This is a genomic window from Shinella pollutisoli, from assembly GCF_024609765.1.
Taxonomy (GTDB): domain Bacteria; phylum Pseudomonadota; class Alphaproteobacteria; order Rhizobiales; family Rhizobiaceae; genus Shinella; species Shinella pollutisoli.
In genome coordinates this window covers 32,390-52,742 of the sequence record NZ_JANFDG010000018.1, presented here as the reverse complement: position 1 = coordinate 52,742, position 20,353 = coordinate 32,390, and the positions used below count along the sequence as shown (strand labels likewise).

Annotated in this window: 17 protein-coding genes; 9 read left to right on the top strand and 8 right to left on the bottom strand. The window is 67.3% G+C overall.

Annotated elements, in window-relative coordinates; translation table 11 throughout:
- Positions 1–86: 86 nt before the first annotated feature.
- From pgl to NNZ72_RS15500, 4 genes are all read right to left on the bottom strand, one after another.
- Positions 87–785 (bottom strand): 6-phosphogluconolactonase, encoded by a 699-nt coding sequence (pgl, locus tag NNZ72_RS15515; RefSeq protein ID WP_257316278.1) that lies wholly within the window; start codon positions 783–785, stop codon positions 87–89.
- 9 nt (positions 786–794) lie between these two features.
- On the bottom strand, positions 795–2,267 hold the full coding sequence (gene zwf, locus NNZ72_RS15510; protein WP_257316277.1) for a glucose-6-phosphate dehydrogenase: 1,473 nt from the start codon (positions 2,265–2,267) through the stop codon (positions 795–797).
- A 96-nt stretch (positions 2,268–2,363) separates the two neighbouring features.
- Positions 2,364–3,647 (bottom strand): NAD(P)/FAD-dependent oxidoreductase, encoded by a 1,284-nt coding sequence (locus tag NNZ72_RS15505; protein ID WP_257316276.1) that lies wholly within the window; start codon positions 3,645–3,647, stop codon positions 2,364–2,366.
- A gap of 97 nt (positions 3,648–3,744) precedes the next feature.
- Positions 3,745–5,184 carry a glutamine synthetase family protein gene (locus NNZ72_RS15500; RefSeq protein WP_257316275.1) on the bottom strand — a complete coding sequence of 480 codons (1,440 nt, stop codon included), beginning with the start codon at positions 5,182–5,184 and terminating at the stop codon, positions 3,745–3,747.
- A gap of 132 nt (positions 5,185–5,316) precedes the next feature.
- Here NNZ72_RS15500 and NNZ72_RS15495 point away from each other — a divergent pair, with 132 nt between their 5' ends.
- The 3 genes from NNZ72_RS15495 (at position 5,317) to NNZ72_RS15485 (ending at position 9,546) form a co-directional block, all read left to right on the top strand.
- A complete protein-coding gene (locus NNZ72_RS15495; protein WP_257316274.1) occupies positions 5,317–6,498 on the top strand; it encodes a BaiN/RdsA family NAD(P)/FAD-dependent oxidoreductase in 1,182 nt (393 codons plus the stop codon).
- Positions 6,499–6,653: 155 nt separating this feature from the next.
- Complete coding sequence (locus NNZ72_RS15490; RefSeq protein WP_257316273.1) at positions 6,654–6,788, top strand: hypothetical protein; 135 nt, start codon at positions 6,654–6,656, stop codon at positions 6,786–6,788.
- 229 nt (positions 6,789–7,017) lie between these two features.
- Positions 7,018–9,546: a methyl-accepting chemotaxis protein gene (locus NNZ72_RS15485; RefSeq protein WP_257316272.1), complete on the top strand. Its 2,529-nt coding sequence runs from the start codon at positions 7,018–7,020 to the stop codon at positions 9,544–9,546.
- Positions 9,547–9,753: 207 nt separating this feature from the next.
- Here NNZ72_RS15485 and NNZ72_RS15480 read toward each other — a convergent pair whose 3' ends face one another.
- Positions 9,754–9,888, bottom strand: coding sequence for a hypothetical protein (locus tag NNZ72_RS15480; RefSeq protein WP_257316271.1), 135 nt, complete (start codon positions 9,886–9,888; stop codon positions 9,754–9,756).
- A 160-nt stretch (positions 9,889–10,048) separates the two neighbouring features.
- Here NNZ72_RS15480 and NNZ72_RS15475 point away from each other — a divergent pair, with 160 nt between their 5' ends.
- A complete protein-coding gene (locus NNZ72_RS15475) occupies positions 10,049–10,924 on the top strand; it encodes a LysR family transcriptional regulator (RefSeq protein ID WP_257316270.1) in 876 nt (291 codons plus the stop codon).
- Between the two features lie 60 nt (positions 10,925–10,984).
- On the opposite strand, the gene NNZ72_RS15470 is transcribed toward NNZ72_RS15475, so the two are convergent.
- Both NNZ72_RS15470 and aceA read right to left on the bottom strand, forming a co-directional pair.
- Positions 10,985–11,224 (bottom strand): SMc00767 family acetate metabolism repressor, encoded by a 240-nt coding sequence (locus tag NNZ72_RS15470; RefSeq protein ID WP_257316269.1) that lies wholly within the window; start codon positions 11,222–11,224, stop codon positions 10,985–10,987.
- Between the two features lie 48 nt (positions 11,225–11,272).
- Positions 11,273–12,562, bottom strand: a complete 1,290-nt coding sequence (aceA, locus tag NNZ72_RS15465; protein ID WP_257316268.1) for an isocitrate lyase — start codon at positions 12,560–12,562, stop codon at positions 11,273–11,275.
- A gap of 219 nt (positions 12,563–12,781) precedes the next feature.
- On the opposite strand from aceA, the gene NNZ72_RS15460 reads away from it, so the two are divergent.
- The 5 genes from NNZ72_RS15460 to NNZ72_RS15440 all read left to right on the top strand — a co-directional run bounded on the left by NNZ72_RS15460 (position 12,782) and on the right by NNZ72_RS15440 (position 18,488).
- Positions 12,782–14,197 (top strand): helix-turn-helix domain-containing protein, encoded by a 1,416-nt coding sequence (locus NNZ72_RS15460; protein WP_257316267.1) that lies wholly within the window; start codon positions 12,782–12,784, stop codon positions 14,195–14,197.
- Positions 14,198–14,398: 201 nt separating this feature from the next.
- Complete coding sequence (locus NNZ72_RS15455) at positions 14,399–15,475, top strand: polyamine ABC transporter substrate-binding protein (RefSeq protein WP_306766329.1); 1,077 nt, start codon at positions 14,399–14,401, stop codon at positions 15,473–15,475.
- A 132-nt stretch (positions 15,476–15,607) separates the two neighbouring features.
- The gene (locus NNZ72_RS15450; protein WP_257316265.1) at positions 15,608–16,750 is read left to right on the top strand and encodes an ABC transporter ATP-binding protein; all 1,143 of its coding nucleotides are present in this window, start codon (positions 15,608–15,610) and stop codon (positions 16,748–16,750) included.
- A gap of 4 nt (positions 16,751–16,754) precedes the next feature.
- Entirely contained in the window at positions 16,755–17,666 is a 912-nt protein-coding gene (locus tag NNZ72_RS15445) for an ABC transporter permease subunit (RefSeq protein ID WP_257316264.1), read from the top strand.
- A 3-nt stretch (positions 17,667–17,669) separates the two neighbouring features.
- On the top strand, positions 17,670–18,488 hold the full coding sequence (locus NNZ72_RS15440) for an ABC transporter permease subunit (RefSeq protein ID WP_257316263.1): 819 nt from the start codon (positions 17,670–17,672) through the stop codon (positions 18,486–18,488).
- 1 nt (position 18,489) lies between these two features.
- Here NNZ72_RS15440 and NNZ72_RS15435 read toward each other — a convergent pair whose 3' ends face one another.
- Positions 18,490–20,316 carry an AsmA family protein gene (locus NNZ72_RS15435; RefSeq protein WP_257316262.1) on the bottom strand — a complete coding sequence of 609 codons (1,827 nt, stop codon included), beginning with the start codon at positions 20,314–20,316 and terminating at the stop codon, positions 18,490–18,492.
- Positions 20,317–20,353: the final 37 nt, after the last annotated feature.

Genomic DNA, 20,353 nt, shown 5'->3' with positions numbered 1-20,353 from the left:
TGCGAGATCGCGCGGGCCTTCCGCTGGTTGCCGGCGCGTATCGCAGCACCGGAGGCGCCCGCCATGCCGGCGGGCCGGGGCATCATTCAGGGTGCCCAGTAGATGTCGACCGGCGTCTGCGCACGCCGCAGCACGGCGCGCACCGGCATGTCGGTCTCCGGACCGTCGGCCTGTGCCGCGGCAAGCACATCCTTCTTGCCCTGGCCCTCGATATGCAGCACCAGCAGGCGTGCGTCCCGGAGGCTCGCGAAGGTGAGGGTGAGGCGGGTTTCGCCGGCGCCTTCCGCTTCCATGGTGATCACGCCGCGCGGCGTCTCTGCCGAGATCGCCTCGGCGAGGCGGCTGCCGCCGGGGAAGAACGAGGCCGTGTGGCCGTCCGTTCCCATGCCGAGGACGACGACGTCGAACGGCCGGCCAATCGCCGCCGTCTCGGCGCTCGCGAGCTCCGCGGCCGCCTCGGCGCTTCCGGCCTCGCGGTAGAGCGGCACGAAGCGGGCGGCGGCGGCCTTGCCCTGCAGCAGGTTCTCCGCGACCAGCAGGTGGTTCGAGCGCGGATTGTCGGCCGGCACGAAGCGCTCGTCGACGAGCGTGACCGTCACCCGCGGCCAGTCGATGTTGCGGGACGACAGCGCCCTGAAGAAGAGCTTCGGCGTCGAGCCGCCGGAGACGGCGATGCTCGCCGCGCCGCGTTGCGCTACGGCCTCGGCGAGGACGTCCGCCACCCGGTCGGCAAGGGCCTCGGCCAGCGCCGCGCCGTCGGCGAATTCATGCAGTCTCGCGCTCATCGGCCCGCCTTACGATTCGTGCCAGGTGCGGCCGTCGCGCTCGATCAGCGCGATGGCCTGGCTCGGCCCCCAGGTGCCGGCGGTGTAGCCCTGCACCTGCTGGCCGGTGACGTCCCAGGCTTTCAGGATCGGGTCGACCCAGTGCCACGCGGCCTCGACCTCATCGCGGCGCATGAACAGCGTCTGGTTGGCCCGCACGACGTCGAGCAGCAGGCGCTCGTAGGCGTCGGCGTTGCGGGCGTCGAAGGCCTGGGCGAAGCTCATGTCGAGCGAGACGTTGCGCAGCCGCATGCCGCCGGGACCCGGGTCCTTGATCATCAGCGACTGCTTGACGCCCTCGTCCGGCTGCAGGCGGATGATGAGCTGGTTGGCCTCGATGCGGCCCGCCGACGGGTCGAAGATCGAATGCGGGATCGGCTTGAAGGTGATGACGATCTCCGACATGCGCGTGGCGAGCCGTTTGCCCGTGCGGATGTAGAAGGGCACGCCCGCCCAGCGCCAGTTGCCGATCTCGGCCTTGATGGCGACGAAGGTCTCCGTGTTGGAGACGCCGCCGTCGAGCTCCTCCAGATAACCCTTGACCGGACCGCCGGCCGAGGCGCCGGCGCGGTACTGGCCGCGCACGGTGAGCCGCTCGACATTGTACTGGTCGATCGGCTTCAGGGCCCGCAGCACCTTCAGCTTCTCGTCGCGCACGGCCTCCGCGTCCATGGAGGAGGGGACCTCCATGGCGACGAGGCAGAGGAGCTGGAGGATGTGGTTCTGCACCATGTCGCGCAGCGCGCCCGCCTTGTCGTAGTAGCCGGCGCGGCTTTCCAGCCCGACGGATTCGGCAACCGTGATCTGCACGTGGTCGATATGGGCGGAGTTCCACAGCGGCTCGTAGAGCGCGTTGGCGAAGCGCAGCGCCATCAGGTTCTGCACCGTTTCCTTGCCGAGATAGTGGTCGATGCGGAAGATCTGCTCCTCGCGGAAGACCTTGCCGATCGTGTTGTTGAGCTCGTTGGCGGAGGCGAGGTCGCGGCCGATCGGCTTCTCGACGACGATGCGGGTCTGCTTGGTGATCAGCTTGTGGTCGCGGATCTTCTCCGAGATGTCGCCGAAGATTCCCGGTGCCACGGCGAGGTAGAAGGCGCGCACGCGGTCCTTGCCCTCGTCGAGCAGGTCCTTGAGCTTATCCCAGCCCTGGTCGGACCGGGCGTCGACCGAGACGTAGAACAGCCGGTCGCAGAAGGCCTTGACCTGCTCGTCGTCGTATTCGTCCTTCTTCAGGTGTTCCTTCAGCGCGTCGACGGCGAACTTGCGGTATTCGGCATGCGTATAGGCGGTACGCGACGCGCCGATGATGCGCGTCGGGTCGGAGAGCTGGCCGGCCAGCTGCCGGTGGTAGAGGGCCGGAAGCAGCTTGCGTTCCGCAAGGTCGCCGGTTCCGCCGAAGACGACATAGTCGAAGGGTTCAACGGGAATGATCTGGCTGCTCATCGGAATATCTCGATCTCGTTCTTGTTGACGGCGTTATAATCTAATCGATTTAAAAACACCAGAGCGCAACGCGACAAAATCGCCCTTCTGGCACACCTACAGTTTGTCGCGCAGCGCGTACCAGGTGAGCGCGAGGAAGAGCAGCGGCGAGCGGAAGCGCCGGCCGCCCGGGAAGGCCGGGATTTTCAGCGCTTTCAGGTGGTCGAGCTCCGGGCTGCCGCCGGTCGCCGCCTCGGCATAGAGCTTGCCGCAATAGTTCGACAGCATGACGCCGTGGCCGGAATAGCCGCCGATGGAGGTGATGCCCGGCATGATCTCGCGCACATAGGGCTGGCGCGGCATGGTGATGCCGACCGAGCCGCCCCAGGCGTGGCTGATCCCGACCTTGTCGAGTTCCGGATAGATCTCCGTGATCTGGCGGCGGATGTGCAGCGTCATGTCGCGCGGATTGTCGGCCGTATAGGCCTCGCGCCCGCCGAACAGCAGCCGCCCGTCGCGGCTCTTGCGGAAATAGCGCACGACGAAGCGCGAATCGGCGATCGACTCGCCGCCCGGGATGACGGAGGGGAAACCGTCAAGCACCGGCGTCGCGCCGATGAAGGAGCGGATCGGCATGACGTGGGCTGCCGTCTGCGGCTCGAGATTGCCGATATAGCCGTTGCAGGCGATCAGCGCCCGGTCGGCCGTGATCGTGCCCCTCGGCGTGGTGATCACCGCCTTGCCGCCGCTGCGCTCGATCTTCAGCGCCGGGGTCTTCTCGTGCAGCACGGCGCCGGCGGCCTTCGCCGCACGGGCGAGGCCGACCAGGAGTTTCATCGGATGGATATGTCCGGTGCCGGTGTCGTGGATGCCGAACAGATAGAAGGAGGAGCCGACGCGTTCCTGCGTCTCGGCCCGGTCCATGAAGGACATGTGCTCGTAGCCGTAGCGGGCCATCTCGGCCGGCGTGTCGCGATAGTCATTCTCGTAGGCCTTCTTGTGACAGACGTTGAGCTGGCCGGGCATGAACTCGATGTCGAGGCCTTGCGCCCCGGCGAAACCGAGGATGTAACGCTTAGCGTTCTCGGCGAGGTCGAACAGCGCCTTGGAGCGCTCGAAGCCGATCTGCGCCTCCAGCTCGGCGGGCTCGGCGCGCTGGCCGGTGCCGAGCTGGCCGCCGTTTCGGCCGGACGCGCCGTCGCCGAAGCGGTGCGCGTCGATCAGCACGGTGCGCACGCCCTTCAGCGCAAGGTTGTAGGCGGCCTGCAGACCGGTGAAGCCGCCGCCGACGACGGCGACGTCGGCCGTGGCGGCACCGTCCATCGGCGGGTATTCGGGTCGGTCGCCGACGGTCGCCTCGTACCAGGAGATGCCGGGGGAAATCGGGCTTTGCCAGGACATGGTCTGTTCTCGTGTTCAAAAGGGGCAACGCCGGCCGCACCGGGGCCTCGCGCTGCAGCAGATCGGTTCGGGGCGCCCGGGTCGCGCCGGGTGCGGCTCAGACGTTGAGCAGCAGGAACTCGCGCTCCCAGGGGCTGATCACCTGCATGAAGGTCTCGAACTCGCCGCGCTTGACGCCGGCATAGAGGCCGATGAACTCCGCGCTCAGCACGTCCTCCAGCGCCGGATCGGATTCGAGCAGCGACACGGCTTCCAGCAGGCCGCGCGGCAGGTCGATCGATCCCTCGTTGGCGGTGTCCTCCGTCGGCGCGCTCGGCTCCAGGCCCTGCATGATGCCGAGGAGGCCGCAGCCGAGCGAGGCGGCGAGCGCCAGGTAGGGGTTCGCGTCCGAGCCGGGCAGGCGGTTCTCGATGCGCCGCGCGTTGGCGTCCGACACCGGTACGCGGAAGGCCGTGGTGCGGTTGTCGTAACCCCAGGCATTGTTGACGGGCGCGGCCATGTCCGGCGTCAGCCGGCGGTAGGAGTTCACGTAGGGCGCCATCATCACCAGCGTCTTCGGCACGTAGACCTGCATGCCGCCGATGAAGTGGAAGAATTCCCGCGAGGCCGAGCCGTCGGGATTGGAGAAGACGTTGCGGCCGGTCTCGATCTCCACCACCGACTGGTGGATGTGCATGGCCGAGCCCGCCTGGCCCTGCATGGGCTTGGCCATGAAGGTGGCGTAGATGCCGTGCTTCAGCGCTGCCTCGCGGATCGTGCGCTTGAACAGGAAGACCTGGTCGGCGAGCTCGATCGGGTCGCCGTGGCGCAGGTTGATCTCGAGCTGCGCCGGACCCTCCTCGTGGATCAGCGTGTCGATCTCCAGCCCCTGCTTCTCGGAGAAGTGGTAGATGTCGTCGATCAGCTCGTCGAACTCGTTGATGCCGGCGATGGAATAGCCCTGCCCGCCCTGGATGGAGCGGCCGGACCGGCCCTTCGGCGGGTGCAGCGGATAGTCCGGGTCGTCGTTCATGGCGACGAGATAGAACTCGATCTCGGGGGCGACGACCGGCTTCCAGCCGCGCTCGCGATACATCGAGACGACGTTCTTCAGGACGTTGCGCGGCGTATAGGGCACGCTCTCGCCGGTCGAGCCGACGATGTCGCAGATCACCTGCGCGGTCGGGTCGCTCTCCCACGGCACGACGGAGAGCGTCGACAGGTCCGGCACGAGCTTCAGGTCGCTGTCGCGCGGCTCGTAGCGGAAATTGCCGGTCTCCTCCGGATAGTCGCCGGAGATCGTGTGGCGGTAGAGGGCGGAGGGCAGCGCCAGCGACGTGTTGGACGTGAACTTCGACGACGGCATCATCTTGCCACGCGGCACGCCGGCGAGGTCCGGCGTGATGCACTCGATGTCCTCGATGCCCCTTGCCCGCAGCCAGTCGGCGGCTTCCTTCCAGGTCTTGACCCCACGCGGCACGCTGAGAGAGGGAGGGATTTTGGCGGAGCGTGCGGCTTTTTCGATCGTGGGGGCAGAGACTCTCTTCTTGGACGGCATAGGGCACCGGGCTTGGTTGACGATGCGCCATCATAGCCGGAGTTCCTTCCTTGGCTAGGGGGGGCTCCGGCGCGGCCCGGTTGACTTTCCGCCCCGATCGCCGAATGGAGGGGGCGAACGGAGAGCGGGCGCATGGCGGAGCGGCGGGACGTCGTCATCATCGGGGCAGGGGCGGCGGGCATGATGTGCGCCATCGCGGCGGGCGGGCGCGGCCGTCGCGTGCTCGTCATCGACCATGCCCGCGCGCCCGGCGAGAAGATCCGCATCTCCGGCGGCGGCCGCTGCAACTTCACCAACATCCATGCGGGCCCGAAGAACTTCCTCTCGGCCAATCCGCATTTCTGCAAATCGGCGCTCGCCCGCTACACGCCGCGGGATTTCCTGGACCTCGTCGAGCGCCACGGCATCGCCTGGCACGAGAAGACGCTGGGGCAGCTCTTCTGCGACCGTTCGGCGAAGGATATCATCGCCATGCTGCTCGCCGAGATGGCGGCGGCGGGCGCGGAGCTGCGGCTGTCGACGCCGGTCGCCGCGATCGAGCACACCGGCGCGGGGTTCCGCATCGTCACGGAGGCGGGCGAAATCGAGGCGGCCGCGCTGGTGATCGCCACCGGCGGCAAGTCGATCCCGAAGATGGGGGCGACGGGCTTCGCCTACCGCGTCGCCGAACAGTTCGGAATCCCCGTGGTCGAGACCCGCCCCGCCCTCGTGCCGCTGACGCTCGACCCCGCGACGCTCGCTGCCAATGAAGACCTTCCGGGCGTGGCGGTGGACGTCGCCGTCCGCCACGGCCGGACGGAATTCCGCGAGGCGATGCTCTTCACCCACCGTGGACTCAGCGGCCCCGCCATCCTGCAGATCTCCTCCTACTGGCGCGAGGGCGAGGAGATCGCGGTCGCCATCCGTCCCGACCTCGATTTCGCCTCGGTCTTCGCCGCCGCCCGGCGGGAGAACGGCCGGCAGGCGGTGCAGACCGTGCTCTCCGAGCACATGCCGAAGAGGCTCGCCCAGCGTCTTGCCGCCGACCTCGGCCTCGACGGGCCGCTTGCCGAACTGTCGTCCCGCCGCCTCGACGCCCTCATGCACCGCCTTGCCGACTGGCGGATGCGGCCGGCGGGCTCGGAGGGGTATCGTACGGCCGAGGTGACGCTCGGCGGCGTCGATACAGCGGCGCTCGATTCCCGCACCATGGCCGTGAAGGCGGTGCCGGGACTTCATTTCATCGGCGAGGCGGTGGACGTCACCGGCTGGCTCGGCGGCTACAATTTCCAATGGGCCTGGGCCTCGGGCCGCGCCGCCGGCGAAAGCGCCTGACCCGCGAGGAAGGGGAGGCGGTCTTTACCGGGCTTTAAGACGTCCCGGCCGATGCTGGCGGCATGTCGGCGTTTCCCGCCTGCCGGCGGGGACAACATGATGTGGGCCGGCTGACCGGATCGTCCGGATCGACCTTGCCAGTGGAGTGTTGCCGCATGTCCATCCGCCGTCCCGCCCGTGCCGTCGCCATCGCCGTTGCCGCCGCGGAAAGCCGTCGCCGCATCATGATCTGCGGCCACACGGCGTTCGCCGCCCTTCTCCTTGCCGCGCTGGCGTTTCTCCTGTCCTGAACCCGGTCCGTCACCCTTATAAATCGTTTGAAAACGGTGATGGAATTTTAAAGATTGCGGTCAATCCTTGGCGGAAAGGGTTCCGGACCCCGTGTCCCCATGACGGGTTTCGACGCGGCTTGCAATGAATGCTCCCCCGGATGAGCGGCGATCGCCCGCATGCCACTCGACAAACCGGCGATCCGGATCCGCGAGGAAACGGGGAGGCGCCGCAAACGGATGCTCCGCGATGTTCATTGACAAGATCCTTGCCCGATTCAAGATCCAGACCAAGGTCCTGGTCTTCATCCTGCCCTTCGTGCTCAGCATCTCGGCCGTCGGCTTCACGGGCCTCTACGCCTCGGGCCTCCTCCAGGGGCGCATGGAGATATCGAACAGCGTCCTGCAGTCGCTGAGCGGCTTCAAGGATGTCTATGCGGGCATGAACCAGTTCCTCCAGAACACCAGCGAGGAAAGCCGCGACGCGGTGCACGAGAACCTGAAGGCGCAGGTCGCCGTCCTCCAGTCGACGATGGACGGGCTCGCGCCGGACGCCGACCGCTCCAAGCTCGTCGACGCGCAGGCGCAGACCCGCGACATCGAGGCCCGCATGGACGGGCTCTGGCAGCTCTATGTCGGCGAGGTCGGGCTTCGCGACACGATGGGCGCCAACCTGCGCTTCCTCGCCGGCGAGCAGGTCAAGATCCTCGAAGAGGCGACGAAGCTGCAGCGCTCCGTGCGCCAGGACGAGAACGCGGCGAAAAGCATGCTGCGCGAGGCCGACCGGCTGACGAACGGCAGCCGCTTCTTCGCCGACCTCCTGGCCGATTTCGGCAAGGCCGCCACGCCGGAGGCCAAGCTCGCGCTCGTCAGGGAGCGTTTCCCCTTCATCACCAAGACCGAGCGGGCGGTCGCCACCGTCCTGCCGAAGAGCCAGAAGGTCGTCTCCGACACCATCCGCAACACCAAGGGCGAGCTCGGCCAGCTCGTCGGCTCGACCGACCCCGTGGACGTCGTCGTGCCGGAGATCACGCGCCGCGTCTCCCGCTTCCGCCAGGTCAGCATCCAGCTGCAATCGGCCGCCGCCGAGAAGATGCGCGAGGCGACCCGCATCTTCGGCGAGCTGGACGAGCCGATCATCAAGTCGGAGGCGATCCTCGTCGCCACCCGCAAGCTCGTGAACTCGATCTATTCCATCCAGATCGCCGCCGCCCGCTTCCTCGGCGAGACATCGGAGGAGAACCGCGCCAAGCTGCTCAGCGAGCTCTCCATCGTGCGCAGCGACATGGACGGCCTGCGCGGCAGCGCGAGCGGCCTCACCTTTTTCGACACGGTCGGCGACACGCTGATGCCGGCGTTGACCCGCATGGACGAGGACAGCGCCGCGCTGGTGAAGATCAGCACCGAGCGCGCCGCGAGCTTCCGGGCCGCGGGTTCGTCGATCGACAGGATCTGGGATCTGCTCTCCCAGTTCGCCGAGGAGCAGAAGACGAGCGCCGGTACGGAGCGCGACAAGGCCAACCAGGTCTCCGTCCTCGCCACCGTGCTCGGCATCGCCATCGCCATCGTCGCCGGCATCGCGCTGGTGCTGACGCTGAAGGGGCCGATCGGCCGGATCACCGACGCGATGCGCCGCCTTGCCGACGGCGCCCTCGATACCCGCATTTCGGGCGAGGGCCGCGCCGACGAGATCGGCGACATGGCCCGCGCGCTCGGCATCTTCAAGGAGAATGCGCTGTCGAAGATCCGCATCGAGGCCGAGAGCGAGGAGCAGCGTGCCGCGGCGGAGGCCGAACGCGCCCGCAACGACGCGGAGAAGCAGGCGCTCGACCGGCAGATCGATTTCGCCGTCGATGCGCTCGCCGCGGGCCTCGGCCGCCTCGCGCAGGGCGACCTCTCCCGCCAGATCGACACGCCCTTCACCGGCCGCCTCGAGCAGCTCCGGCAGGACTTCAACGTCTCGCTGACGCGCCTGCAGGACACGCTGAGCCGGATCCGCGGCAACGCGCTGTCGATCCAGCGCAGCGGCGCCGAGATGCTGCAATCGGCCGACGCGCTCTCCAAGCGCACCGAGGCCCAGGCCGCCTCGCTGGAGGAGACGGCCGCCGCCGTCGAGGAGATCACCGTCACCGTCCGCTCGTCGGCCGAGCGGGCGCACGAGGCGAACCTCGTCGTCGGCGAGACCAAGCGCAGCGCCGACAGTTCCGCCGCCGTCGTCGGCAACGCGATCGCCGCCATGGGCCGCATCGAGGGTGCCGCGCGCCAGATCGAGCAGATCATCGAAGTGATCGACGACATCGCCTTCCAGACGAACCTCCTGGCGCTCAACGCCGGCATCGAGGCCGCCCGCGCCGGCGAGGCCGGCAAGGGTTTTGCCGTCGTCGCCCAGGAGGTCCGCGAGCTCGCCCAGCGCTCGGCCAATGCCGCGCGCGAGATCAAGGGGCTCATCGAGAAGTCGACGAGCGAGGTCAGCGCCGGGGCGCATCTCGTGCAGGAGACCGGCGCCGTGCTCGCCTCGATCAGCCGGCAGATCGTCACCGTCAGCCAGCACGTCGAAACCATGGCGACGGCGAGCCGCGACCAGGCGGCGGCGCTGCACGAGGTCAACGGCTCCGTCAACCAGATGGACCAGATGACCCAGCAGAACGCCTCGATGGTCGACCTCACCACCGCCGCCAGCCGCAAGCTCGCCGGCGAGGCCGACATGCTGATGACGCTGGTCGAGCAGTTCCGCCTCGAAGCCGCCGACCACGAGCGGCAGGATTCTCGCGCGGCTTGATTGTTACCCATGAATGGAGGCCCGGCAGACCGGGTCTTCGGCTTGTTGGCAAATCTCTCATCCGCACTGTCGTCATCCTCGGCCTTGAGCCGGGAATCCATTGACCTCACCGGCGATGGATGGTCGCGCCGAGCCCGGCGATGACGGAGGAGAGGTTCGGGGTTTTGTCAGCCGTCCAAGGCCCGGGAGACCGGGCCTTTCGCATGATCAGAGATTGAGGCGATGGAGCAGCGCCCGCAGGCGCGTCCGCAAGGGCCGGTCCTTCGGCGCCGCACGGCGCCTGCTGGGATGCTCCTTCGCCATCATGTCGAAGAGCACGGCCATGCCGAGCATGTCGTTCATGGGGTTCTCCTTTCGGGGCGCCGGGAGGCCGCGGCGCCGAAGCGGCGCGGAACGGTCTAGCGATGTTCGGGTGACGGCCTTGCGCCGTTGCTGACAGGGGAAAGACTATCCGACGGTTTTCGATTCACGAAGGCCGGATTCCGGACTATGTTTTTCATCCATGAAAAACCTGTCCTGGGAATCCTACCGTATCTTCCTCGACGTCGCCCGTGGGGGCGGGCTGACGGCGGCCGCGCAGTCCTCGGGGCTGAGCCCCGCCACGGTCGGCCGGCGCGTGCTGCAGTTGGAGGAGGCGATGGGCCGGCCGCTCTTCCTGCGCAGCCAGACCGGCTACCGGCTCACCGCCGAGGGCCAGGCGCTGTTCGAGCAGGTGCAGGCGATGGAGGCGATCGCCCGCGGCGTCGAGAGCTGGCGGCAGGAGGCGCAGGGCACGACCGTCGTGCGGCTGATGGCCGGCACCTGGGTGACGTGGCTCGTCTGCGAGAACATGGCGGCGATCTGCGCCCCGCGCGATCCCTTCCGCCTCGATCTCTCGATCTCCGAGCGTCGCGCGAGTCTCGCCCATCGCGAGGTGGACGTCGGCGTGCGCGCGGTGGAGCCGACCGAGCCGACCCTGATCAGCCGTCACGGCGGCGAGGTCGCCTATGCCGCCTATCGCCGCCGCAATGCCGGCGAGACGCTTTCTGAGCGCTGGCTCGCCGTCGGCGGGGAGGCGGCGGTTTCCAGCTACCTGCGCTGGCCGCATGAACGGAAGGGCGGGCGGATCGCCGTCCTCGTCAGCCGGCCGCGCTCGCTGCTCGACCTCGTGCGCGCCGGCGCCGGCCAGGCGGTGCTGCCCTGTTTCGTCGGCGACCTCGACCCGACGCTCGAACGGGCGGGCGAGGAGATCCGCGAACTGCGCCACGGCCAGTGGATCGTCACCAACGGCGAGGACCGCCACCGGCGCGACATCCGCACGGTGGCCGACCGGCTCTTCCGCCTGCTGAAGAGCCACGGCGACCTCATTTCCGGCAGGCGGCCGAGCCGGACCGGCTGAACGCGAGGAGCCCCTGCGCAGGGGACGCCGGGGCTCCTTCATGGCGATGGGAAAGTGCCGTCAGCCGCGGCCCTGCGTCACGATCACCGGGATCAGCAGGTCGCCCCAGTTGCCCTCGCCGCCGTGATGGCGGGCGGAGCGGACGAGCTCCACCGAGACGCCGGCCTCGACCGCCTTCATGACGGACTGGTTGAGCCGGTGCAGGTCGTTGGCGACCATGCGGATCATCGCCTGCTGGTCGGGGGTCATGGCGGAGGACTGTTCCTCCGCCCGTTCCTTGACGCGGGTCTGGACTGTCATGGCATTTCTCCTCTTTTGATCGGGGTTCTTGATGGTGGACGTCGGGGCTTATTCGGCGGCCGGGCGGAACTGCTCGTGCTCGGTCGATTCCTTCATGGCGGTGGTCGAGGACTGGCCGCCGGTGATGGCGAGCGACACGGCGTCGAAATAGCCGGTGCCGACCTCGCGCTGGTGCTTGGTGGCGGTGTAGCCGTTGACCTCGGCGGCGAATTCCGCCTCCTGCAGCTCCGAATAGGCGGCCATCTGCCGGTCCTTGTAGCCGCGGGCGAGCTCGAACATGCCGTAGTTCAGCTGGTGGAAGCCGGCGAGCGTGATGAACTGGAACTTGTAGCCCATCGCGCCCAGCTCGCGCTGGAACCTGGCGATCGTCGCGTCGTCCAGGTTCTTCTTCCAGTTGAACGAGGGCGAGCAATTGTAGGCGAGCAGCTTGCCCGGATGCGCCTTGTGCACGGCCTCGGCGAACTTGCGGGCCTGATCGAGGTCGGGCTTGCCCGTTTCCATCCAGATCAGGTCGCAATGCGGCGCATAGGCGATGGCACGCGCAATGCAGGGCTCGATGCCGTTCTTGACGTTGTAGAAGCCCTCGACCGTGCGGCCCTTGTCCTGATCGACGAAGGGCTGGTCGCGCTCGTCGATGTCGGAGGTCAGAAGCTTGGCGGCCTCCGCGTCGGTGCGGGCGATGATCAGCGTCGGCACGCCCATGACGTCGGCGGCGAGCCGCGCGGCGTTGAGGTTGCGGATATGCGCCGCGGTCGGGATCAGCACCTTGCCGCCGAGATGGCCGCACTTCTTCTCCGAGGCGAGCTGGTCCTCGAAGTGGACGCCGGCGGCACCCGCCTCGATGAAGGCCTTCATGATCTCGAAGGCGTTGAGCGGGCCGCCGAAGCCGGCCTCCGCATCGGCGATGATCGGCGCGAACCAGGTGTCGACAGAAAGGCCGTTTCCTTCCGCCGTCTCGATCTGGTCGGCGCGCTGCAGCGTGCGGTTGATGCGTTTGGCAAGCTCGGGCGCGGCATTCGCCGGATAGAGCGACTGGTCGGGATACATGGCCGACGCCGTGTTGGCGTCTGCGGCGACCTGCCAGCCGGAGAGGTAGATCGCCTTCAGCCCGGCGCGGACCATCTGCATGGCCTGGTTGCCCGAGAGTGCGCCGAGCGCGTTGACGAAGTCCTCCTCGTGGATCAGCTTCCACAGCCGGTTCGCGCCGTTCTCGGCGAGCGTGTACCTGATCTGGACCGAGCCGCGCAGCCGCTCGACCGTCTCGGCCGCATAGGGGCGCTCGATGCCGTCGAAACGGCCTTGCGGCGCGTTCGGAACGAGTTTGTAAAAATCTGTCATATCATCCTCCAATGCGGTGTCCGGGATCGAGCTTCGATGTGTCTTGCTGCCCGATTTCATGTGACAGTATTTACATCGCAGCGCACAATAAGACGAGGAGAAAGCGGAAAATCAGCGGGATAATCGGGTAACGATGTCTTGCCTTTGACAGGTCGGCTCTGTAAAAAAGTAAATTCTGTAAATCCATCTCCCGGGCCGGCGCTGTAAAGGATTTGACATATGGCGGAGAACAAGATCTTTGCCGGCCCGAAGGTGCGGCGCATCCGCAACACGCTCGGCCTCACCCAGACAGCGATGGCCGAAGGCCTGTCGATCTCGCCGTCCTATCTCAACCTCATCGAGCGCAACCAGCGGCCGCTGACCGTGCAGCTCCTGCTGCGCCTCGCCTCCGTCTACAAGGTCGACCTCGACGAGCTGCAGGGCGAGAGCGCCGGCAATGCGCGGCAGCTGCGCGAGGTCTTCGCCGATCCGCTGCTTGCCGGCGAGCTGCCGGGCGACCATGAATTGGTCGAGATCGCCGACGCGGCGCCGAACGTGGCGAGCGGTATCCTAAAGCTCTACCGCGCCTATCGCGAGCAGGCCGCCCGCCTCACCGATCTCGCCGACCTGCTCGCCCGCGAGGGCCACGCCACCGCGCTGCCGGCGACGCTCATGCCGATGGACGAGGTGCGCGGCAGGCTGGAGGGCCGGCCCAACTATTTCGGCCGCATCGACGAGGCGGCGGAGCGCTTCCATGCGGCGCTGGAGCCGGGCGACGACCTCGCCGCGGCGCTGAAGGCGTGGCTGCGCCGGGAGCACGGCGTCGTCGTGCGCGCGCTGCCGGTCCATGCCATGCCGACGCTGCGCCGCCGCTTCGACCGCCATTCCATGCGCCTCTTCCTGTCGGGGCGCCTGTCGCCCTTCGACAGGCTGCGCGAGGTGGCGATGGAGGCCGTGCAGATCGCCCTGCAGGAGGAGATATTCGCCGAGCTCGACGCACTTGCCTTCTCCACCGCCGAGGCGCGGCGCATCGCCCGCTTCGAGCTCGCCCGCTACGCCGCCCACGCGCTGATGATGCCCTACGAAGCTTTTTACGCGACGGCGCAGCGCGCCCGCTACGACGTCGACGTCCTGCGCGCCCGCTTCGACGTCTCCTACGAGCAGGCGGCGAACCGGCTGACGATGCTGCAGCGGCCGGGCCGCGCCGGAATACCGTTCTTCCTGCTGGAGGTCGACAATGCCGGCCACCGCTTCCGCCGCGCCGGCGCGCAGGGCTTCCCGCAGGCCCGTTTCGGCGGCGGCTGTCCGAAGCTCGGCGTCCATGCCGCCTTCTCGCAGCCCGGCCAGATTCTCGTCGATCGCGTCGAGATGCCGGACGGAGCGGCCTTCCTCACCGTCGCGCGCACGCTGGAAGGGCCGCAGGGCGTCTTTTCCGAGCGCGTGCGGCGCACGGCGCTCCTTCTCGGCTGCGATGCGGCCCATGCGGAGGAGACCGTCTATGCCGACGGGCTCCGGCGCGATGCGACCGTCGCCGTCGGCACGGCCTGTCGCCTCTGCGAGCGCCAGGGCTGTCTTGCCCGCGCCGAGCCGCCGGTGACGCGCCCGCTCGGCCTCGACGAAATGGTCGCGGGCCTCAGTCTTTTCGACTTCCAGTGAATTTCCGCTTGATTTCCGTCAGCGTTGCCGTTTCAAATGTGATGGAAAGGGAAATAATGTGATATCAAAAAATCCGTCATGAACGGTGTATAATGAACCTTGTCGCGCCTTGAAAAACGACCATAATCGGCCACTGTTCTTTATGCGATCTCAAAGCACGTGAGAAAACTGGGAGATAAATCAATGAGAAGACGCACTCTTATGGCGGCGGTTGCGGCTGGCGCGCTCTTGGCGGCCGGCGGCGTGTCCGCGCAGGAAAAGGTCGTCAACGTCTATAACTGGTCGGATTATATCGACGCCTCGATCATCGATGACTTCACGAAGGAAACCGGCATCAAGGTCGTCTACGACGTCTACGATTCCAACGAGATCCTGGAAACGAAGCTTTTGGCCGGCGGCACCGGCTACGACGTCGTCGTGCCGACCAACACCTTCCTGCAGCGCCAGATTTCGGCGGGCGTCTACCAGAAGCTCGACAAGTCGAAGCTGCCGAACCTTTCCAACATGTGGGACATGGTGAGCGAACGCATGCAGCCGTTCGATCCCGGCAACGAATATTCGATCAACTACATGTGGGGCACCATCGGCATCGGCTACAACAAGGCCAAGGTGAAGGAAGCCCTCGGCACGGACGAGATCGACAGCTGGAAGGTGGTCTTCGATCCCGAATACGCCGCCAAGCTCGCCGATTGCGGCATCAACTTCCTCGATTCCCCGACCGACATGATCCCGGTCGTGCTCGCCTATCTCGGCCTCAATCCCGACAGCCACGAGCCGGACGACATCGCCAAGGCGGAGGAAGCGCTGCTGAAGGTGCGCCCGCACGTCCGCAAGTTCCACTCCTCCGAGTTCATCAACGGCCTTGCCAACGGCGACATCTGCGCGGCGGTCGGCTGGTCGGGCGACATCTTCCAGGCGAGCGACCGCGCGGAAGAGGCCGGCAACGGCGTCGAGGTCGGTTACGCCATCCCGAAGGAAGGCACGCAGATGTGGTTCGACCAGATGGCGATCCCCGCCGATGCACCGCATGTCGAGGAAGCGCACGCCTTCCTGAATTACATCATGCGCCCGGACGTCATCGCCAAGTCGTCGGACTACGTCCACTACGCCAACGGCAACAAGGCCTCGCAGGAGCTGCTCGATCCGGAGATCCTCAACGACCCGGCGATCTATCCGAACGAGGAGACGCTCGCCAAGCTCTTCACCAACACGACGCTGGACGCCAAGACGCAGCGCCTGTTCACACGCACCTGGACCCGGGTCGTGACCGGCCAGTAACGGACCAAGGCGGATTGCCCGGAAGCCTCTTCCGGGCAATTTCATTAGGGCATTCCGTTTCGCACTTCCGGGACGCAAACCGCTTCGCGCCTTGCCGGAACTGCTCTGCCAAAGAAGAGATGGGGACAGGCAATGAAATCTCTCGGCAATATCCGTCGCTCCTTCGCGCCTTGGACGGATCCGGACGCAAAACCGTTCATAACGTTCCGCAACGTCACGAAGAGGTTCGGCGACTTCACCGCCGTCGACGATCTCACCCTCGACATCTACCACCGCGAATTCTTCGCGCTGCTCGGCGCGTCGGGCTGCGGCAAGTCCACGCTCTTACGCATGCTGGCTGGCTTCGAGCGGCCGACCTCCGGCGAGATCATCCTCGACGGCCAGGATATCGCCGGCATCCCGCCCTACCGCCGGCCGGTCAACATGATGTTCCAGTCCTACGCGCTGTTCCCGCACATGACGGTGGAGAGCAACATCGGCTTCGGCCTGCGCCAGGACGGCATGCCGAAGGCCGAGATCGCCGAGCGCGTGGCGCAGATGCTCAAGCTCGTGAAGCTGGAGCAGTTCGCCAAGCGCAAGCCGCACCAGCTCTCCGGCGGCCAGCGCCAGCGCGTGGCGCTCGCCCGCTCGCTCGCCAAGCGGCCGAAGGTGCTGCTCCTCGACGAGCCGCTCGGCGCCCTCGACAAGAAGCTGCGCGAGGAGACGCAGTTCGAGCTGATGGATCTGCAGCAGGAGCTCGGGCTGACCTTCGTCGTCGTCACCCACGACCAGGAGGAGGCGATGACCATGGCCGACCGCATCGCGGTGATGAGCCACGGCAAGGTCATCCAGGTCGCCACACCCGCGGAAATCTACGAGGCGCCCAACTCGCGCTTCGTCGCCGACTTCATCGGCGACGTGAACATCCTCGACGGCACGGTCTCCGCCAGCGGCAACGGCAAGATCGAGCTCGCCGCCAGGGACGGCTTCACGGTGCGCACCGTGACGGGCAACGGTCCGGCGACGGGCAGCGCCGCCGGCTTCGCCATCCGCCCTGAGAAGCTGAAGGTCACGCGCGCCGCCCCCGCGGACGCCTCGGTCAACGCCGCCCAGGGCGAGATCTGGGACATCGGCTATCTCGGTGACATGACCGTCTTCCACGTCAAGCTCGACAGCGGCAAGGTGGTGAAGGCCTCCATGCTCAACGCGCAGCGCGAGGTCGAGGACCCGATCGCCTATGACGAGCGCGTGTGGGTCTCCTTCGGCGAGACCGCCGGCGTCGTCCTGAAGGATTGAAGCGATGGCAAAGCTCGGCTCCGCGATCTTCAGCCGCCTCGTCATCATCATTCCCTATGCCTGGCTGCTGTTCTTCTTCCTCATCCCCTTCTTCATCGTCTTCCGCATCTCGCTCTCCACGACCGCGATCGCGCAACCGCCCTACGAACCGGTCTTCGCGCTCGCCGACGGTCTTTCCGGCCTGTGGGCGAAGCTCGGCGAGCTGCATTTCGACAACTTCGTCTGGCTGACGGAGGACGCGCTCTACATCAACGCCTATCTGTCGAGTCTGTGGATCGCCGCCGTCTCGACGATCCTCACGCTCGTCATCGGCTATCCGATCGCCTACGGCATGGCGCAGGCGCCGCGGTCGCTCAGGCCGACGCTGCTGATGCTCGTCATCCTGCCGTTCTGGACGAGCTTCCTGATCCGTGTCTATGCCTGGATCGCCATCCTCAAGCCAGAGGGGCTGCTCAACCAGTTCCTCCTCGGCATCGGCATCATCGACAGCCCGCTGATCATCATCAACACCAACTGGGCGATCTATATCGGCATCGTCTATTCCTACCTGCCCTTCATGGTGCTGCCGATCTATTCGGCGCTGGAGAAGATGGACCATTCGCTGATCGAGGCGGCGCAGGATCTCGGCTGCCCGCCGATCACGGCCTTCTGGAAGGTGACGTTCCCGCTGTCGATCCCGGGCGTCGTCGCCGGCTGCATGCTCGTCTTCATCCCGGCCGTCGGCGAGTTCGTCATCCCCGACCTGCTCGGCGGATCGCAGACGCTGATGATCGGCAAGACGCTGTGGAACGAGTTCAACGCCAACCGCGACTGGCCCGTCTCGGCCGCCGTGGCGACGATCCTGCTCCTGATCCTCGTCGTGCCGATCGTGTTCTTCCAGAACGCGCAGGCCAAAGCCGAAGAGCAGGGGAGATAGACCATGCAGACCTGGTCCCGTTTCAACATCGCCTCCGTGGTGCTCGGCTTCGCCTTCCTCTACCTGCCGATCGTGCTGCTGGTGGTCTTCTCGTTCAACGAATCGAAGCTGGTGACGGTCTGGGCCGGCTTCTCGACCAAATGGTACGCCTCGCTCTTCCGCAACCAGGGCCTCATCGACGCGGCCTGGGTGACGATCCGCGTGGCGCTGCTCGCCGCCTCCGTGGCGACGGTGCTCGGCACCATGGCGGCGCTGGCGCTGACGCGCTACACGCGCTTCCGCGGCCGGCTGCTCTTCTCCGGCATGGTCTATGCGCCGCTCGTCATGCCCGAGGTCATCACCGGCCTGTCGCTGCTGCTCCTCTTCGTCGCCATCGGCTTCGACCGCGGCTTCTGGACGGTGACGCTCGCCCACATCACCTTCTCGATGTGCTTCGTGACGGTGGTGGTGCAGTCGCGCCTCCTCTCCTTCGACCGCTCCATCGAGGAGGCGGCGATGGACCTCGGCGCGACGCCCGTGCGCACCTTCTTCGAGGTGACGCTGCCGGTGATCGCGCCGGCGGTGCTGTCGGGCTGGATGCTGGCGCTCACGCTCTCGCTCGACGACCTCGTCATCGCCAGCTTCACGTCCGGCCCCGGCGCCACCACGCTGCCGATGAAGATCTACAGCCAGGTCCGCCTCGGCGTGACGCCGGAGATCAACGCGGCCTGCACGATCCTGATCGGCCTCGTCGCCGTCGGCGTGCTCGTCGCCTCGATCCTGACGAAGCGGCGCGAGGTGCAGCGCCTGCGCGACGAGCAGGCGGCCTTCGCCGGCCGGTGAGCTAGTTGCCTCCCCGCCCGGTCAGGACGGAGAGCGGCGAGATCACCGGCTCGGGCCAGGAGCCGCCGGCGAAGAAGCCGGTGGGCGGCGGCGCCGTGCCGCCGTCCTGCCCGGTGACGGCGATCGTGCCGGCGAGCGCGACGCTCCCCGTGCGGTAGGGGATCATGCCGGAGACCGACAGGGTCCTGCCGCCGCCTTCGATCTCGGCCTTGGTCAGCTCCGCCAGTCCCTTGTCGAGCCGCGCGTCGACCTCGGCGCGCGTGAAGTCGAACGATCCGCCGGACGCCTGCGAGATGTTGAAGAAGGCGTTCTTCTCCACCAGCGCCTCGAAGGCCTGCGCGTCGAAATGGGTGAGCGTGCCGGCGCCCATGCGCAGGCGGAACTGGCCGGAGAGGTCGGATGCGGTGGTGGCCCAGAGCGGCCGGTCGGTGGAGAGCTCGAACTCCGCCGATCCGCGGCCGACCGGCAGCGGCCCCGGCAGCGCCAGCGTCTCGACGATGCCGCCGATGTCGACGTTGGCAAGCGACATGCGCAGCTGCCCACCGCCGCGAAACCCCTCTTCCGTGAGCATGATGCGGCCCGACATGGTGCCGTCCATGAAGGTGCTGTCGCCGACGTCGAAGGAAGCGCGGCCGTTCTCGATCCTGATGCCGGCGGCGAGATCACGCAGCGAGAAGGGGGCGAAGTCGGCGCTTTTCGCGGAAAGCCGGAGGTCGAGCCCGAACTGGCGCATGAAGGCCGTATCGATGCCCGCACCCGCCTCGCCGGCGTCGGGAAGCGGGGTGAAGGCGGAGAGGAAGGCCTTGAGGTCTATCCGGTCGAAGGCGAGCGTACCGCCGACCTGCGGCTTGCCGTCCGGGGGCATGGCGATGTCGAGCACCCCGGTCGCCTGGGCGTTCTCCAGCCCGAGCCGGAGGTCCTCCAGCTTGGCGGAATAGCCCGCCGTCGTGACGTTCGCCTCGGCGTCGACCTGGCCGACCGCATCGGCCGCCGGAATGTGCTTGCCCTGCCAGAAGAGCAGCCGGTCGAGCGAAGGCGTCGACAGATGCAGCCGGCCGGAGACGAAGGCGTTGCCGGACAGGTTGGCGAGGCCGTCGAAATCGACGGTCGCGGGATCGGAGGAGAGTTTCGCGCGCACCGGGGCGTTGCGGCCGGCAAGAAGCGCCAGCGGCCGGTCGCAGGCGAAGGTCCAGCGCGCCACCTCGCCGCCGGCGACGCCGGTCAGGTCGAGATCGAGCCGCTTGCCGATCAGCGGCCAGTTCACGCTGCCGTTGATGTCGGAAATGCGGTAGGCCTCGCCGTCCGCCCCGCGGGCGATCGTCACGATGCCGTCGACGACCTTGGCGCTGCCGAAGCGCTCGTGCCCGAGCGCGGGGGTCGCGCCGTCGGGCGTGGCGGCGACGGTGTCGATCGCCTCGCTCAGCCATCCGCCGCGCCGCCAGTTGAGCGTGCCGTCCGCGTTCCAGCCGACATGGAGGACGGGGCGCATCAGCTCGAAATCGCCGAAGGCCGGCCGGCCGCGCACGGCGCCGAGGAGATCGAAGCCCGCCGAGATCGTCTCGATGCGGGCGAGCTCCTCGCCGGTATCCGCGATGATGCGCACGGCATCCAGCGTGACGCGGGGATAGGGCCAGAAGGCGAAATCCGGCGCCTCGCCGATGACGACGTCCGCGCCGATCCAGGCTTCCAGGGATTCCTCGATCGCCTTGCCGACCATGTCGGTGCGCACGAGGAAGGGCATGGCGGCGCGCACGGCGAGCGCCACGCAGACGACGGCGAGAAGTCCGCCCGCCAGCTGTCCCGGGCGAATGAAACGGAAAAGGTTCATTCCGGCGCGCCCCTCCGATCGGAAGCGTTCGTATGGT

Excerpts from the sequence above, each read along its gene's own strand:
- pgl (WP_257316278.1), bottom strand. The coding sequence starts at position 785 with ATGAGCGCGAGACTGCATGAATTCGCCGACGGCGCGGCGCTGGCCGAG.
- zwf (WP_257316277.1), bottom strand. The coding sequence starts at position 2,267 with ATGAGCAGCCAGATCATTCCCGTTGAACCCTTCGACTATGTCGTCTTC.
- NNZ72_RS15505 (WP_257316276.1), bottom strand. The coding sequence starts at position 3,647 with ATGTCCTGGCAAAGCCCGATTTCCCCCGGCATCTCCTGGTACGAGGCG.
- NNZ72_RS15500 (WP_257316275.1), bottom strand. The coding sequence starts at position 5,184 with ATGCCGTCCAAGAAGAGAGTCTCTGCCCCCACGATCGAAAAAGCCGCA.
- NNZ72_RS15495 (WP_257316274.1), top strand. The coding sequence starts at position 5,317 with ATGGCGGAGCGGCGGGACGTCGTCATCATCGGGGCAGGGGCGGCGGGC.
- NNZ72_RS15490 (WP_257316273.1), top strand. The coding sequence starts at position 6,654 with ATGTCCATCCGCCGTCCCGCCCGTGCCGTCGCCATCGCCGTTGCCGCC.
- NNZ72_RS15485 (WP_257316272.1), top strand. The coding sequence starts at position 7,018 with ATGTTCATTGACAAGATCCTTGCCCGATTCAAGATCCAGACCAAGGTC.
- NNZ72_RS15480 (WP_257316271.1), bottom strand. The coding sequence starts at position 9,888 with ATGAACGACATGCTCGGCATGGCCGTGCTCTTCGACATGATGGCGAAG.
- NNZ72_RS15475 (WP_257316270.1), top strand. The coding sequence starts at position 10,049 with ATGAAAAACCTGTCCTGGGAATCCTACCGTATCTTCCTCGACGTCGCC.
- NNZ72_RS15470 (WP_257316269.1), bottom strand. The coding sequence starts at position 11,224 with ATGACAGTCCAGACCCGCGTCAAGGAACGGGCGGAGGAACAGTCCTCC.
- aceA (WP_257316268.1), bottom strand. The coding sequence starts at position 12,562 with ATGACAGATTTTTACAAACTCGTTCCGAACGCGCCGCAAGGCCGTTTC.
- NNZ72_RS15460 (WP_257316267.1), top strand. The coding sequence starts at position 12,782 with ATGGCGGAGAACAAGATCTTTGCCGGCCCGAAGGTGCGGCGCATCCGC.
- NNZ72_RS15455 (WP_306766329.1), top strand. The coding sequence starts at position 14,399 with ATGGCGGCGGTTGCGGCTGGCGCGCTCTTGGCGGCCGGCGGCGTGTCC.
- NNZ72_RS15450 (WP_257316265.1), top strand. The coding sequence starts at position 15,608 with ATGAAATCTCTCGGCAATATCCGTCGCTCCTTCGCGCCTTGGACGGAT.
- NNZ72_RS15445 (WP_257316264.1), top strand. The coding sequence starts at position 16,755 with ATGGCAAAGCTCGGCTCCGCGATCTTCAGCCGCCTCGTCATCATCATT.
- NNZ72_RS15440 (WP_257316263.1), top strand. The coding sequence starts at position 17,670 with ATGCAGACCTGGTCCCGTTTCAACATCGCCTCCGTGGTGCTCGGCTTC.
- NNZ72_RS15435 (WP_257316262.1), bottom strand. The coding sequence starts at position 20,316 with ATGAACCTTTTCCGTTTCATTCGCCCGGGACAGCTGGCGGGCGGACTT.